The organism is Aestuariimicrobium sp. G57 (genome assembly GCF_050110855.1).
Lineage (GTDB): Bacteria > Actinomycetota > Actinomycetes > Propionibacteriales > Propionibacteriaceae > Aestuariimicrobium.
Window position 1 is genome coordinate 17,686 of the sequence record NZ_JBNINW010000007.1, and the last position, 15,392, is coordinate 33,077.

At 66.9% G+C, this 15,392-nt stretch carries 10 protein-coding genes; 5 read left to right on the forward strand and 5 right to left on the reverse strand.

Going from position 1 to position 15,392, the window contains the following annotated elements; genetic code table 11:
* Window positions 1-394 precede the first annotated feature (394 nt).
* Window positions 395-1,708, reverse strand: a complete 1,314-nt coding sequence (locus ACQCX5_RS13550; RefSeq protein ID WP_434542573.1) for a vWA domain-containing protein — start codon at window positions 1,706-1,708, stop codon at window positions 395-397.
* Between the two features lie 483 nt (window positions 1,709-2,191).
* On the opposite strand from ACQCX5_RS13550, the gene ACQCX5_RS13555 reads away from it, so the two are divergent.
* Together ACQCX5_RS13555 and ACQCX5_RS13560 are read left to right on the forward strand one after the other, a co-directional pair.
* Entirely contained in the window at window positions 2,192-3,754 is a 1,563-nt protein-coding gene (locus tag ACQCX5_RS13555) for a sialidase family protein (RefSeq protein WP_434542574.1), read from the forward strand.
* 10 nt (window positions 3,755-3,764) lie between these two features.
* Complete coding sequence (locus tag ACQCX5_RS13560; RefSeq protein WP_434542575.1) at window positions 3,765-4,637, forward strand: exodeoxyribonuclease III; 873 nt, start codon at window positions 3,765-3,767, stop codon at window positions 4,635-4,637.
* Between the two features lie 7 nt (window positions 4,638-4,644).
* On the opposite strand, the gene ACQCX5_RS13565 is transcribed toward ACQCX5_RS13560, so the two are convergent.
* Together ACQCX5_RS13565 and ACQCX5_RS13570 are read right to left on the reverse strand one after the other, a co-directional pair.
* Window positions 4,645-6,186 carry an FG-GAP-like repeat-containing protein gene (locus ACQCX5_RS13565; RefSeq protein ID WP_434542576.1) on the reverse strand — a complete coding sequence of 514 codons (1,542 nt, stop codon included), beginning with the start codon at window positions 6,184-6,186 and terminating at the stop codon, window positions 4,645-4,647.
* Window positions 6,187-6,839: 653 nt separating this feature from the next.
* Complete coding sequence (locus ACQCX5_RS13570) at window positions 6,840-9,938, reverse strand: DUF3427 domain-containing protein (protein ID WP_434542577.1); 3,099 nt, start codon at window positions 9,936-9,938, stop codon at window positions 6,840-6,842.
* 210 nt (window positions 9,939-10,148) lie between these two features.
* Here ACQCX5_RS13570 and ACQCX5_RS13575 point away from each other — a divergent pair, with 210 nt between their 5' ends.
* From ACQCX5_RS13575 to ACQCX5_RS13585, 3 genes are all read left to right on the forward strand, one after another.
* A complete protein-coding gene (locus ACQCX5_RS13575; RefSeq protein WP_434542578.1) occupies window positions 10,149-11,036 on the forward strand; it encodes a TIGR01777 family oxidoreductase in 888 nt (295 codons plus the stop codon).
* 4 nt (window positions 11,037-11,040) lie between these two features.
* Entirely contained in the window at window positions 11,041-11,445 is a 405-nt protein-coding gene (locus tag ACQCX5_RS13580) for a hypothetical protein (protein WP_434542579.1), read from the forward strand.
* A 100-nt stretch (window positions 11,446-11,545) separates the two neighbouring features.
* Complete coding sequence (locus ACQCX5_RS13585) at window positions 11,546-12,799, forward strand: ATP-binding protein (RefSeq protein WP_434542580.1); 1,254 nt, start codon at window positions 11,546-11,548, stop codon at window positions 12,797-12,799.
* Window positions 12,800-12,839: 40 nt separating this feature from the next.
* Here ACQCX5_RS13585 and ACQCX5_RS13590 read toward each other — a convergent pair whose 3' ends face one another.
* Both ACQCX5_RS13590 and ACQCX5_RS13595 read right to left on the reverse strand, forming a co-directional pair.
* The gene (locus ACQCX5_RS13590; protein ID WP_434542581.1) at window positions 12,840-14,081 is read right to left on the reverse strand and encodes a multidrug effflux MFS transporter; all 1,242 of its coding nucleotides are present in this window, start codon (window positions 14,079-14,081) and stop codon (window positions 12,840-12,842) included.
* A 96-nt stretch (window positions 14,082-14,177) separates the two neighbouring features.
* Window positions 14,178-15,011 (reverse strand): alpha/beta fold hydrolase, encoded by an 834-nt coding sequence (locus tag ACQCX5_RS13595; protein WP_434542582.1) that lies wholly within the window; start codon window positions 15,009-15,011, stop codon window positions 14,178-14,180.
* Between the last annotated feature and the right edge of the window lie 381 nt (window positions 15,012-15,392).

Below are 15,392 nucleotides of genomic sequence, written 5' to 3' on the forward strand. Positions count from 1 at the left end.
GCCGAACGGGTTGCGGACGAGGCGCAGGTGCCACTTGTGCATGATCCGGGGCGTGGGGGCCCGGCCGGGTCCTGAGATGCTGGCGCGTGCCTCGTCCACGCTCGCCCAAACTTGTAGAACTGGCGCTGGTGGCGCGTGTGCGGCTGGTTCAGGCTGAACGGGTTGCGGACGAGGCATTGGTGCCACAAGTGCAGGTTCGGTCGGCTCCAATGAGCTGGCCCACCCACACACATGACGGACGGCGTCGAGAGGGAGGAATCTCTCTCGGCGCCGTCCGTCGTGCAGGAGGGGAGGTCTTGCGTCAGCTCACCTGGGTTGGTTCACCCCTGACCGGGTTTGATGTGTGAGGCCCACACGTGGATTGCCCCGGGCCGTGTGGCCCGGGGCAATGGCGTCACTTCTTCGGCGGAACCGAGCAGGTGGCGGTGGCAGTGTTGCCGGCGGCGTCGGTGGCCGTCAGCGTGGCATCACCCGGGAAGGTGAAGTGCCAGGCGACCGCTCCCTCGAAGGGGACGACGCCAGGGGTGGATCCGGGGGCCTGGGTCAGCTTGAAGTAGGTGCCCGGGTCATAGGGGCCGAACGTCGTGCCCGTGACGTTGTCGGTGATGGTCACCATGACGCCCGGCAGGTTGTCGGCGGCGACCATCTGGAAGAAGCCGGCGTTCTTCCAACCGCCGGGGGTGACGCCGTCCGGGTTGACGCCCGGACCACACGAGACCGTCGGTGGGGTGATGTCGTTGACCGTGACATTGACGGTCTGGACGAACGCATCGCCGACCTCATTGCCGTTGACCAGGAAGGTCGTGGTGCACGTCAGGGTGGCTCCCTGCGTGGCGCTGGCATCGACCGTGACGGTCTCTTCGAGCACCAGGTCAGTGCCGCTCATGACGGTCTGCGGCAGGGCGGGGTTGAACGACACCGACAGGCCGGGGTCGCACGTGGTGTTGGCAGTGACCTCGGCGGGCAGGTTCGACAAACCCGCGAGGATGGCGGCAGAAAGGCCGTCAGCAGGGATGCCGGACTGGAAGTTGCCGCCGGTGGCGTTGGTGATGCGCGTCGCCTGTCCGGTCAGGTCAAGCCGGTTGGCACCGACGCTGATGGCGATCACCTGGGCGCCGACCCCGGTGAGCGACGCAGTGGCATCGGCCTCGGTGTGGCCCAGGCTCGGGTCATGGCCGGGGGCGTCGCCGAACCAGACCACGATGCGCGATGAACCGGTGCGGAAGGCGATGTCGTTGCCGCCGCTGCCGATCTTCCACAGGGCGTTGAGCTGGGCTTCGGGCTCATCGCCGCCGCCACCGGCAAAGATGGCGTTGACGGCGGCCTGGGCGGTCACGGTGCTCGCCGTCAGGTCGGTGTGCTTGGTGTACACGCTGGCCCCGTCGCCTTCGTCACGGTAGCTCACGACCGCGAACTGTGCTTCGGGCTGGCTGGCCTGCACCGTCGCGATGATGTTGCCCATCTCGGTCTTGACGTTGTTGATGGGGCCGCCCATGCTGCCGGTCGCGTCAACGACCAGCACGATGTCGGGCTTGGGAGGGATCACGGGGGTGCTGACGGTCTTGGTGACGGTGAACGACGTGCCGGGGTCCTTGGATTCATTGACGGTCGCGGGATCGACCCCGTCGGCCATGGCGATCACGGGTACCGCGATCATCGCGCCTGCCGTGAACAACACGGCGAGGCTGCGGCGCAACAACTTGAACATCTGGCTTCCCTACTTTCTGGAGGGGCGGGAAACGCGCAGTGTGGGCCTGTCCAGAGCGTATGCCTGGGACGCGTCTGTGAGGAAGATCTCGTATGACGCTGTTTTGATACGTCGTGCTAAGAATCCGGTGAGGATCCACAGGAAAACCTGACGCTGTGACGGGGGTGGTGTGGCCGGATGGTGCCGCGCCCGTGTGGTCCACGGAGATTGCCTGTCGGCGGGAACTTTGCCTAGCGGCGCCGCACGGCAAACTTCCCGCCGGGCGGCAAACTTCCCTTCGGGCGGCAAACGTCCCTTCGGGGCTCGGGCCTGGGTGCCGTCGGACGGTCGAACTTGCACAACTGGCGCTGGTGTCACGTGTGCTCCCTGTTCTGGCCGATCGGGTTGCGGACGAGGCACTGGTGCCACTTGTGCATGATCCGAGCCGCAGCCCGCCAGTGAGCGGCATTTGCCCCCGGACGAGCGCCGTCCCAGACTGGGCCCATGCAACACACCGTGCTCGCCGAACGTGGCGTTGGCTACCGGCAATACCGCATCCCGGCGATGGCCGTCACCGCCACCGGTCGCGTGCTCGCCATCCATGACGCCCGCCCTGACGTCGACGACCTGCCCTCGCCCATCGACCTGGTCGTGCGCCACAGCGACGACGGCGGCCTGACCTGGTCGCCCCAGCGCGTGCTGCGCACCGGCACCGGGCTCGAGGGCTTCGGCGACCCGTCCGCGATCGGCAGCGCCGGGCTGCCCGGCACCCACAGCCACGGCCGCATCCTCGTCTTTCACCAGGCCACGACCACCGGTGGTTTCTTCGAGGACGACGTCGCCGACGTCGACCTGGCCACCTCGGACGACAACGGCCTCACCTGGACCCACCGGCGCATCACCGACCAGCTCAAGCACCCCGATGCCGACGCGGTCTTCGCAGCGTCCGGGGCCGGCTGCCTGGTGCGGCACGGCACGTTCGCCGGACGACTCGTGCAGCCGCTGGTGGAACGCACCGGCACCACCATCAGGGCGCGACTGGCCTTCAGCGACGACGCCGGCGAGACCTGGCAGCTCGGCGAGGCCATCGAGGGCGCCAACGAATCCTCGGTCACCGACCTGCCCGACGGTCGGCTGGCCTTCTCGGGGCGGGCGGCGCCGCACCGGCTCACGGGATGGTCGTCCGACGGCGGGGTGCACGTCGACGTCGCGCCCGACCCCGCGCTCGACGACCCCAGCGACAACGGCGCCATCCTGCAGCTGGACGGGACCGCGGGCACGCCCGGCGCCCTCGTCTGCTCGCACAACCATGATCAACACCTGCGTCGCAACCTGGTCGTGCACCGTTCCCCCGACGGTGGCCGCACATGGCCCGAGGTGGCCGTGGTGCACGAGGGCAGCGCCGGCTATTCGACCATGGTCGAGCTGCCCGGCGGTGGCATCGGTGTGCTGTGGGAGCGTGAGGGCTACCAGCAGGTCGTGTTCACCCGCGTGGATGATCATGATTTCGCGCCGGTGGCACGCGTGCTCCCGGCCGCGGACCTCACCGGGGTCGAGCTCGACCTGGTGCTCAGGCTCGTCCGACCCCCACAGCCTGACCTGGCGCAGGCAGCAGCGACGTTGAGCATTGACCAGACCGAGGGTTGGGACCCCAACGCCTGGCGCGAGACCGGTGCCGCGCGGGCCGGCGAGGCGTCGCAGCCGTTGTTCACCCGCGATACGTACGCGGCGCTCGGTGGGGTCGTCCGGGGGTTGGCGCCCGATGACGAACTGCACTACACGGCGAGGTTCCGCTGCTTCGATGGCGAGGCCGAGTCGGTCGTGTGGCGGTTCACCCGTGCCGATGGCACGGTTGAGACTGGACGAGCAGAGGCTCCGCTGGCGCTCGGCGAACCGCTGCTGCTGATGCACCTGGCCTCACCCGCCGGGCATGCCGACGTGGCCCGGGTGCAGCTCGAGGTCGAAGGGGTGGTGGTGGGCGAACCCGTCGCTGCCATGACGGCGCTCACCCACGATCGGGCCACTGGCGAGGCGGCCGGCGCAGAAGATGTCGGTGGTGACGCCTAAGGTTGGGCGCATGCGCATCGCCACCTGGAATGTGAACTCCGCGAAGCAGCGGCTGCCCCGCATGCTGCCGTGGCTGGCCGAGCGGCGGCCCGACGTCGTCTGCCTGCAAGAGACCAAGCTCGGCAACGACGCCTTCGCCGACCTGTTCGAGGCGCCGCTGGCCGAACTGGGCTATCAGTACGCCCACCACGGGCAGGGTGCCTGGAACGGCGTCGCGCTGCTGTCGCGCGTGGGGTTGGACGACGTGCGCGCCGGGTTTGCGGGACAGCCCGACTACGACGACCTCGCCGAGGCCCGCGCGGTGAGCGCCACCTGTGGCGGGGTGCGGGTGCACTCGCTGTATGTGCCGAACGGCCGCGAGGTCGGCTCGGACCACTACGAGTACAAGCTCGCCTGGCTCGAGGCGCTGCGTGCCGACGTGGCGCAAGGCCCGGCCGACGTGATGCTCTGCGGTGACATGAACATCGCTCCCACCGACGCCGACGTGTTCGACCCGGAGGCCTATGTCGGGCACACCCATGTCACCGCCCCCGAGCGGGCGGCGCTGGCCGCGTTCGGGTTGGTCGACGTGGTCCGCGACCACTGGGGTGACAAGCGCATTTTCAGTTACTGGGACTACCGGGCCGGCATGTTCCACCAGGACTTCGGCATGCGCATCGACCTGCTGCTGGCCTCGGCGCCGGTCGCCGGCCGTGTGCAGGCGGCATGGGTCGACCGGGCCGCGCGCAAGGGCAAGCTGCCGAGTGACCATGCGCCCGTGATCGTCGATCTGGACGAGGCCCCCGACGGCAACATCGGGCCGGTGGTGCCCCCGCCGTCCAACCCGGGGCGCGGCAAGAAGGTGAAGCTGCCGCAGGGGGAACGGGTGGCCGACGGGGGCTGAGGGGCGGTCAGGCGATCAGCTTGATGGTGGTCGAGATGGTGCCGAGCGGTCGGGCCGGACCCCACGTGCCCATCTTTTTCTGGTAGGTGAACAGGGCGCCGTCATTGCGCAGGCCCATCAGGTCGTAGCGGCCGTCGCCGCTCCAGTCGCCGGCGCAGAAGGCCAGCCGGAACGTCGTCCAGCCGTGGCCCACCTGGGTGCCCGACCCGATGCTGCCCTGCGCGGTGCCGAGGTAGCGCCACAGGGTGCCGTCGTTGCGGATTGCGAGCACGTCTGAACGGCCGTCGCCGTTGAAGTCACCCACGGACAGGATCTGCTTCATGCCGTTCCAGTGCTGGCCGATCTGCACGATGCCGGTGAGCCCGTTGCTGGTCAGGGTGTAGCGGAACAGCTTGCCGTCGCTGGCCCGCCGGGCCACGACATACTGCGTGGACCCGCCGGCCAGGTTGAAGGCGGGCACGATCTGGTCCATGCCGCCCCAGTTCTGGCCCATCTTCTTCCACCCCGAGACGTAGCCACCACCGATCTGGCGGTAGACCCACAGCGACTGGTCGGTGCCACGTCGGGCCATCAGGTCGGAGCGGTTGTCGCCGGTGATGTCGTTGATCTGAACCAGGTACGTCATCGTCCCCCAACCCGTGCCGCGGAAGCCGAGGAAGGTGGGCGGGTTGGTCGTCGAACCCATCGTCGCGCGCAGCTGGCCGTCGGGGAAGATGCCGAACAGGTCGCCGATGCCATCACCGGTCTGGTCGCCGAGCTTGCCGGTGGCGGGCGGCTGGGTGACCTGCTGGGTGAAGGTGCCGCTGAACTGGCCCCACGTGAAGCTGCCCGGGGGGTTGGCGAAGTTCATGGTGTGGGAACCGAGCGAGCCGTACTGCAGGGTCGTGCCGTTGTAGGTGACCCCCGGCTGCAGGGTGACCTGGACGGGCTGGTTGCGGTGGTCACGCATTGTGAGCGTGTAGGGCACGCCGATGTAGGCATTCGGCAGCACGACCTGCTGGCTGGCCGCGTTGACATAGGAGGTGTTCGGCATCCAGGACAGTCCACCGAGGTGCTGCAGGCGGTTGTTCTGCAGGTAGACGTGCTGGATGTTGGTCAGCGTGTTCGGCAGCGCGAACGTGGTGAGGCGGTTGTTGCGCAGGTCGACGTCGGCGACCTGGGACAGGGCTGCCGGGAAGCTGGCCGCGGTGACCTGGTTGAACGACAGGTTGATGTTGATCAGCTTGGTCAGCTGCGCCGGGACCGAGACGGAGCCGGCGAGGGCCATGTGGTGGCCGGTGAAGACCTGCACGTTGACGAGATGGTGCCAGCCGGTGAGGTTCGCAATCGGGCGTGAGCTGCAGTCGAGGTTGGTGATGGTGGCGAGCTGGGTGTCCTGGATGGCGGCGCCGGGGGACTGGCCCAGCGCCGCATTGAGGCAGGCGCGGAAGTTGGCGTCGGGGATCGAGACGGTGGCGGTCGGGAGGACCTTGGCCTGGGCTGTGAGCGGGGTGAGGGCGACGAGCAGGCCCAGCAGCAGGCTGCCGGCGAGTCGGATGGGGGAGCGCATGGGGGTTCTCTCTTTCTTGGACGCTGCCGCGCTGGGGGAGGGTGACGGGCGCAGCGTGGCGTGGCGGCGGAGGAGGGGCCCGATGGGGTCGTGGAACGGCTGGGGGCGGTCAGGCAGAGTGGACCGATACCCAGCAGGAGGGTGGGTGGGGGTGGGTGATACGGTGGGGCGGCGGTGGGGTGTGGTGGTGGTGAAGCTAGGAGTGCGTGAGGTGGCGGGACCGGGCCCAGGCTCGGGATGCGGCTGAAAAGGCAAACGCCTCGTCGAGAGATCGAATGGTCTTCGAAGCGAGCGAGCGGCACTATGAGGTACGCAGTGAGGCCATCGTTGCGTTCGACACTCTGGTGCAGCGAGAGGCCGAGGAACTCGATCAATCGTGGAGCGTTACGAGGCAAGTCCTTGGGAGATGTTTGGGGAGTCCCGCCAATTTGACGCGCTAGACCAGGCGTTCTCTCGCGTCGCGCTACTCACCAACGCACCTGTGGCTGATGCCGCCTGGACACTCAAACAATCGATCTCGGATGTCTTCTACGAGAAGGGGCATGCGTGGAAGAAGTACGGCGTCGCGAGGGATCAGTTTCGGGCGGCGGCCCGGGCGATGCTAGCGGGGGATCAGACGCCCTCCGCTGACGAGATGTCGCAGCAGACGCCGGCTACACGCTGGTCACGGCTGCGAGCGCGAACTGATCCTGCGGCATCGGGCGCCGCAGTTGCCAAGTGATCGCGATAGGGCGATCACCCTGGTGCTGAACGTAGTCGGCCTCGCCCAGCAGCAGGTATGGGGCTCCCTGGCCGAACTCAGTCGTTCCCTGCTCGCGCATGAAGATGAGAACCTGCCCGCCGTTCTGCCGCTGGTTCAAGTACCGCTGACCAGTTGGTGAGGCAACAGTCGTACGTGATTGGGTCTCCCAGTGGAACAGTGTGGGGCTGATGGCGTAGTCCTCGTACATCGTGGTAGGGCTGAACTTCGCTTCGGCCTTGTTGATGGTTACCAGGAACGCATCGGTGCTGAGAGTCTTCGAGTAGAAGACCCCCTCCCTGAAGTTGTCCGGCTTGCGTTCGAGGGATGCATAGTCCAGCGCCGCGCAGAGTTCTTCGCGTGTGTACCGCATGTGCGAACGAAGAGGACGCCACGAGAGGGCTCCACCGAGCGACTCAGGAGCGTGAGTGGCGTTCGCAACGCTGAACGCCATCATTTCGAGGATGTCTGAAACGACCGCAGGCTCATCTCGGACGTGTTGCAGGGGCTCTTCGTAGTTGCTGAAGGGCAGCCCAGGCCACAGCGAGAAGAGAAGCATTCGAGCCCAGATCTGGTCCACGGGCGACAAGTGGCTGTATGGCTCTGTGCCAGTGAGTAGCGCTCGGTACTTCTCCTCTCGCTCGCGATCCTCGACGTGCGCGAAGAACCGGACGCGCTTCATGAGCGCCTCTTCGTAGGGACCGCCGGGTGGTGCGGACAACCCGGCATCCCGACGCAGTCGGGTCCAGCTCTTGTCGGCCTTGAGCAGCTGTGAGACCGGGGTGTCGGTCGCCTCGACGAACCGCGTGAGGGAGACGTCGCCCAGGTTCCTGAGAGCGCTGACCGATTCGGCCCAGCGCGTGGTGATTTGCCGCTTCAGCGAACTCAGAACTTGTTGCTGGGTGTGGCGGTCCAAGATGAGCTGGGAGCCAGCAGGTAGCTCCGGGAACTCGCGTGTGACATGGTCCCTCAGCTGCCCTCGCGGGATACCTGTCATCGCAGTCAGTCGGGCGTCGAAGCGGTACTCCTTGCGGTGGTTGCCGACGAAGTCGAGCACCGTGAGCACGGCCTTGTCTCGCGTGCGACGGAGCCCGCGACCAAGCTGCTGCAAGAAGAGGGTGCCGGATTCAGTGGGGCGCAAGAAGAGAACCGTGTCGACGTCGGGAAGGTCAAGACCCTCGTTGAAGACGTCGGCGCTGAAGACGATGTTGAGCTTGCGAGCTGTCAGGTCGCGCAGGGCGTCCGCCCTCTCAGTGGGTGGCGTGTCGCCGGAGACCGCTGCGGCCGGGATACCGGCCTGATTAAAGGCGTCCGCCATGAACTTGGCATGGGCGACGCCGCTGCAGAACCCCAGCGCTCGCATGGCACCGAGATCTGGCACCTTGTCCTCCAACTGCTTGAGGATGATTCGGAGCCGTGTGGTGTTTGCGGTGTAGAGGTTCTCGAGCTCTGCGGGGTCGTATCGGCCGGTGCGCCAAGAGATCTGCGTGAGATCTGTCCCGTCGCTGACGCCGAAGTAGTGAAAGGGCACGAGCAGCTCGGCGTCGAGTGCATCCCACAAGCGGATCTCTGCGGCAGTTCGGCCATCGAAGTACTTGCGTACGTCGATCCCGTCCGTGCGTTCGGGCGTAGCGGTCAGCCCGAGCAGTTCTCTCGGAGTCAGGTGCGTGAGCAACTGCTGGTAGCTGCTGGCGGCAGCGTGGTGGAACTCGTCGATCACCACCACCTCGAACGCGGCTGGGGTCATGCTTGAGACCACATCTGACGACAGCGACTGCACTGAGGCAAATACGTGCTGCCAGTCCGAGGGTCGCTCGCCTCCCACGTATAGCTCGCCGAACGTAGGGTCATTGAGCACCTCGCGGTAGGTACGGAGGGCTTGCTGCAGGATCTCCTTGCGGTGTGCCACAAATAGGAGGGAGGGTCTCTGCCCGTCGAGGCACATCGCTCGATAGTCCAGAGCTGCGACGACGGTCTTTCCGGTCCCAGTCGCTGCAACCACCAGGTTCCGGTGGTGATCATGAACCGTGCGCTCAACCTCCAGCGCCTCAAGGATGTATCGCTGGTGGGGGTACGGCCGCACTTCAAGGCCAGAGAGAGAAATGGTGACCCGATCCGTGGACCCTCCACCCCGTGCCTCCGCCAGCGCAGTGTCGAGACGATCACCATCTCGATCGGGCAGGTACTCCTCGAAGTTCTCGCTGTTCCAGTAGGTGTCAAACGTGGCCCCGAACTTCTTAAGCAGTGACGGAGTCACGGAGCGGCTAAGCCGCACATTCCACTCGACGCCATCCAGTAGAGCGGTACTCGTCAGGTTTGAGGAGCCCACGTAGGCGGTGTCGAAGTGGCTGTCTCGATGGAAGAGCCACGCCTTCGCGTGCAACCTTGTTCGCTCGATCTCGTAGCTGATCCTGACCTGCGCTCCGAACTCGCGGACCAGGCGGTCCAGGGCGCGCCGCTCTGTCGAGCCGAGGTATGTCGAGGTGATGACCCGGAACGTGGCGCCCCTCTCCGCAAGCTCTCGCAGCTGGTTTTCGAGGGTGCGGATGCCGTGCCACTTGATGAAGGCGCAGATGAGATAGACCTCGTCTGCCGACGCGATCTCACCTCGGATCTCATGCCCGAAGTTTGGCTCGCTGCCAGTGTTCGTCAGCAGCGCGACATCACTGAGGGGCAGCACCGGGTGATCGCCGTGGCGCGGCTTGACGTTGGGGCCTGGGGCCGGGCGAACGGAGACGAGCTTGCTCGGTTCGCCGAAGACGATGTCGCCGACTGCGCCGATGCTCGTGAGAAGTTCATTGGTGACGGATACCCGTTGCTCCGCCTTCAGAGTGCTCAGGTGCTGCTGCAGCGCGCTCTGCACGTGTCGTGCCAGCACCTCAGGAACATGGGCCTCGTCGATCTTGCTCGTCTGATGGTCCATGAGTGTGTGATGCAACCGTGTTTCGACCTCGCTCGTCACGATGGCGTCATACGCGCCTTCAGGCAGGGGAGCGGCGTCGGGTGCAGTCACGGAATCATCTTGGCATGAGATTGCATGAATGCCTTGCCAACAAGAAAAACGGACACGAATCGTCCTAGGAGTAATGGTGCTCAATCTTCCTATCGCTGTCGGTTCTGCTGCCTGACGGAGTCGCGTCCAGCGGGCGTCGTACACAATCAGCATTCACTAGCACCTCGAGCCCACCCACCCCACCCACACACCCAGTGCAACACTGGACCCATGCGCGTCGCCATCACCGGTGCCACCGGCCTCCTCGGAACTGCCACCACCCAGCACCTGCGCCAGAACGGGCACACCGTCATCCGGCTGGTCCGCCGTGAGCCCTATGGTCCGGACGAGCGCCGCATCGACCCGCCGAACCGCACCATCGCCGACCCCGGCCTCACCGACATGGACGCCGTCATCAACTTCGCCGGCGTCGGCATCGCCGACACCCGCTGGACCAGCGACTACAAGCGCAAGCTCCGTGCGTCCCGGGTGGCCACCACCCAGACCATCGTCAACGCCCTCGCGGACGCGCCGAAATGCACGACCCTGCTCAACGGGTCGGCCATCGGCTACTACGGCAGCCGGGGCGACGAGCCGCTCGACGAGTACTCGAGCAAGGGCACCGGGTTCCTCGCCGACCTCGTCCAGGACTGGGAGGCCACCGCCGACGCCGCCCCCGAGCACGTGCGGGTGGTCAAGCTGCGCACCGGCCACGTGCTCACCCGCACCGGGGGCATCCTGGGCAAGCAGCGGCTGCACTTCGGTCTCGGCCTCGGCGGACCCATCGGCGACGGCACCCAGGTCGTCAGCTGGATCGCCGTCGACGACTACGTGCGGGCCATCGAGTTCCTGCTGACCCATGACGAGATCAGCGGACCGGTCAACCTCACCGCCCCGAACCCCGTCGACAACACCACCTTCAGCAAGGCCTTCGCCGCGGCCCTGCATCGTCCGGCGTACCTGCCGCTGCCGATGTTCGCACCCAAGCTGCTGTTCACCGCCGAGATGGTTGACGACGCGATGCTGGCCAGCCAGCGGGCGCTGCCCAAGCGGCTGCTCGACGCCGGGTTCACGTTCGAGCACACCGAGGTGCGCGAGGCGATGCGCTCGGTCTGCTGAGGCCATGACCCATCAGGACGACGGCGCGCGGCTGTCGCCGAGCTTGTACGGCGACCGGCGGCGGCTTCCATGGGCGCGGCCGCGCCCCGTACTGGCGTTCGGCTGGCTCGAGCCGGGTCGTCCATACCGGGTGGGGCAGTGCCCGGTGGTTGTGGTGGCGGCACTCGAACGACTCGAGCCGGTCGACCGCACCAGGGGGTTCCATGCGTGCGGGTTCTGTGAGGGGGCGGCCGCGTTCGCGGGCGCCCCGCACCGCACGCTGGACGGCCGCGACCTGGTGCTGGGCAGCGCGAGCCTCGCGGTGACGGTCGGCGGCAACCGGTGGGTGGCGCCGAACCTGGTGCTGCACTACATCACGGCGCACGGGTACCTGCCGCCGGACGAGGGGGTGAGGGGACTGGGCGGGTAGGTGCGAATCCGCGAGTTGGGCTCTGCGTTTCTACGAGTTGAAGGCTGCGTTTCTACGAGTTGAGCCCTGCGAATCCGCGACCTCCGGCTATCCTCGAGTCATGACCACCCTGCTGCGGCGCGCACTCGACACCACCGCGCGCGAGGCGCTGGCGACCTTCCCCGCTGTCGTCATTCAAGGCGCACGGCAGGTCGGCAAGAGCACTTTTGCGCGGATGCTCGTGGACGGACAGCCCTCGCGGCTGATCACCCTGGACGACCCGTCGGCCCACAGTGCCGCACGAGCAGATCCGACAGGCTTCGTCGAGCAGTTCCAGAGCGGCACGCTCGTCATCGACGAGCTCCAGCGCTGCCCGGAGCTCGTCCTGCCCATCAAGGCATCGATCGACAGGGACCGTCGGCCCGCACGATTCCTGCTGACGGGTTCGAGCAATTTGTTGCGGTTGCCACGGACGCCGGACAGTCTGGCGGGCCGTGCGGTGACGGTCGTGCTGAACCCCCTGTCCCGGGGTGAACTCGGCGAGTCGCGCGACGGCCTCGTCTCGTTCCTGCGCGCCCAGCCAGACGTGGGCGACTTCCCCTGCACTTTCACCAGAAGTGACTACGTGGCGGCCATCGCGCAAGGGGGCTACCCCGAAGTCAGGGGGCTGAACCAGCGCATGCGCAACTTGTGGTTCGACAGCTATCTGGAAAGGTTGATGGACCGGGACCTCGCAGACATCGCACCACGGGTGGATCCCGGGCGAATCTCGACCGTGCTTCGGCTGCTGGCAGCTGGCCAGGCAGGTGAACTGGTGAAATCCAGAATTGCCCGGGACGCCTCAATCCCCGAGACCACGGTCACTGGCTATCTCGACCTGCTCGAGACGATGTATCTAACCACGAGACTGCCGTCCTGGACGCCCAACCTCACCAGCCGTGAGGTTGCTCGCCCCAAGGCGTTCGTGGTGGATTCCGGGCTGTCGCTGCGGCTGTCGAGGGTCACCGAGCAGCAGCTGCTTGCCGTGGCGAGCCCGCACATGGGAGCGGCCATGGAAGGGTTCGTGGTGGGCGAGTTGTTCAAGCAGCGGGGCTGGAGTGCCACCGAGTACGACCTGTTCCACTACCGCGATCGTGCTGGTCTCGAGGTTGACGTCATCGTGGAGTTCTATGACGGGTCGGTCATGGGGTTCGAGGTCAAGTCCGGGGCCACGTTCAAGAGCGAGCACTTCGCCGGACTGAGGGTGCTCAGGGACAAGCTCGGCCCACGGTTCGTCGGAGGCTACGTGCTGGGCACGTCCACGACGGCGGCGTCCTTTGGTGATCGCCTCTGGGGGCTGCCGGCGGCGGCGCTGTGGCAGTTGGGCTCCGACTGATCCGCCCGGGTGGGCTTGTGTGCCAGCCGCCACCGCAAACTCAGTCCAGGCTCACCCGCACCTGCCGCGGACGCACGATCACCCACAACGCCAGGCTCGACGCCACCGCCAGTACCAGCATCGCCGTGCCCATCGGCGCCGGCGAACGCACGTCGAACTGGCCGATGATCGGCCCCACGCACGCGGCCACGATCATGTTGCCCGCGCCCATCAGCGAGGCCGCGACACCCGAATCGGCCCGGTGGCCCTGCAGCGCCAGCACCTGCGCGCTGGGCATGCACGAGCCGAAGCCGGTGGTGTAGATGAACATGAACGGCACGATCACGGCCAGCGACGGGTTCACCTGGTGCACCAGCAACAACCCCGCCGCCGCAACCACCATCGTCGTCGTGCCGATGATCAGGATCACCTGCGGCCCCACCACAGCCGCGAACCGGCTGCCGATCTGCACGCCGATGAACACACCCACCGAACAGATCGCGAAGACCATGCCGAAGCCGCGCGCCGACAGGCCGTAGCCCTCTTGCAGCAGCACCGACGAGCTCGAGACATAGCTGAACAGGCCGCCGAAGGCCATGGCCGCGACGATCCAGACGCCGACGAACAACCGGTCGCCGAGCACCCGTCCATAGGCCGCCCGCAGCGCGTCGAAGCCGCCGACCGTGCGTTCAGAAGCGGGTCGGGTCTCGACGATGAGCACCGCCACCAATGCCACGATGACAAGGCCATACGCCATCAGCACCCAGAACACGCCGCGCCAGTCGGTGAAGCCGAGCAGCCACGACCCCAGGATCGGCGCCACGATCGGCGCCAGCCCGTTGATCAGCGCGAGCTGCGACATCATCCGGATCAGCCGGCGCCCCGAGAACAGGTCGCGCGCCATCGCCATGGCCACCACGGCGCCACCGGCGGCACCGATGCCCTGGAAGGCCCGCATCACGGTCAGGAACTCCACAGTGGGGGCCACTGCCACCAGCAGCGACGACACCACATGCAGCGCTGACATCACCAGCAGCGGCCAGCGGCGTCCCAATCGGTCGCTCAGCGGGCCGACGATCAACTGGCCGAGCGCGAACCCGAGCGTGGTGGCCGACAGGGTCACCTGCACCTGCGCATCGGTGATCGACAGGTCGAGCTTCACACTGGGGAAGGCCGGCAGGTACATGTCGATGGTGAACGGCCCGAGGGCTGTCAACAGGCCGAGCGTCACGATGATGGCGACGCGTCGACGGTGTGAGAAGCGGTCGCCGAGGTGCTCTTCCTGGCGGATTTGCTGGTGCATGGCACTCCTGATCAGGGCACGACAAGACCCACCGCACGGGCGTCAATGGGGGTGGTGTGTGCCGCGTCACAGTGTAGTGATCATTAGCTGGTTCAACTAACTTGTTGCGCCGCGGGTGAACGGGTGCCGGGCGATGAAGTCCGCGACGAGTTCGGCGACTTCAGTGGTGTGTGTCGAGGCGACCGAGTGGCCCGCGCCGGTGATCAGGTGGTGCTCGCCGCCCGGGAACAGCCCGCGCGCCACCCGTGCCACCTCGATGAACCAGGGGTGGCTCTGTGCGCCACCGATGTACAGCACGGGTGCCGTGATCGTGGACGCGCGTATGGCCTCGAAGCGCCAGCCCAACAGCGCCGGCAGGTCTTGTTCGAAGAAGGTGACGGCATCACGTTCGATGGCCGCGACTTCTGTGGGGTCGAGCTGTTGGCGTTCCTCGCTCCAGGGCTGCGTGCCGAGCGCGGCGCTGAACTCGTCCAGCGCCGCGGTGACGCCGGACTGCCGCGCCAGGTGCACCAGGTGGCGGTTGGCCTCGAGGAACCCTTCATCGGGCACACCCACCAGCGGCGGAGGTTCCATCAGGGTGAGTGTGGCCACCGCTTGGGGTGCGCTTGCTGCGAGTTCAAGTGCGACCGCGGCGCTGTAGCTCACACCCACCACGTGGGCCGGCACGCCGTCGAGGGTCCGCAGCACGGCCAGGCAATCGGCCGCGTCCCCGGCGACAGAACCTGGTCGGCGCGCGGGGCTGCTCGAGTTGTAGCCGCGTCGTCGCAGCTCGATGGTGCGACACCGGCCGGTGAGCACGGACGACGTCGCCAGTGGGGTGAGCTCGTCGGCGGCGAGCGCGGTCTGGATCACCAACAGCGGCTCACCGGCTGCGGTGGTGCGGGTCTCGACCTGCCCGCCGTGTGCATCGACCGCGACATTGACGATCATGGGTTCATTGTGCGCCGGAGCGGGCGGGCCGAGCCATGCCGGGCGGCAAGATTGAGTGAAAAGACGTCCCCACGGACGTCTTTTCACTCAATGTCGGGGCAGCCGGGGTCAACACCATGCAGAAATACAGGGATTGGGCTGTATTTCTGCAGGATGATGCCGAGGATGGGGCGGGGCGGGGGTGGGGCGGGGCGGGTCCAGATTGTCGTCGGTACAGAACCACGCGAGCCCATGCCTCGTCCTGCCCACGTCGGGTGGGCCGAGAACCACGCGAGCCCATGCCTCGTCCACGCCCCCTTGAAGCGCACCACGCACCCCTTGAAGCGCACGACGCTCCCTTTGCGTGGACGACGCCCCCCTTGGTGCCGGCCGCAACAGGAG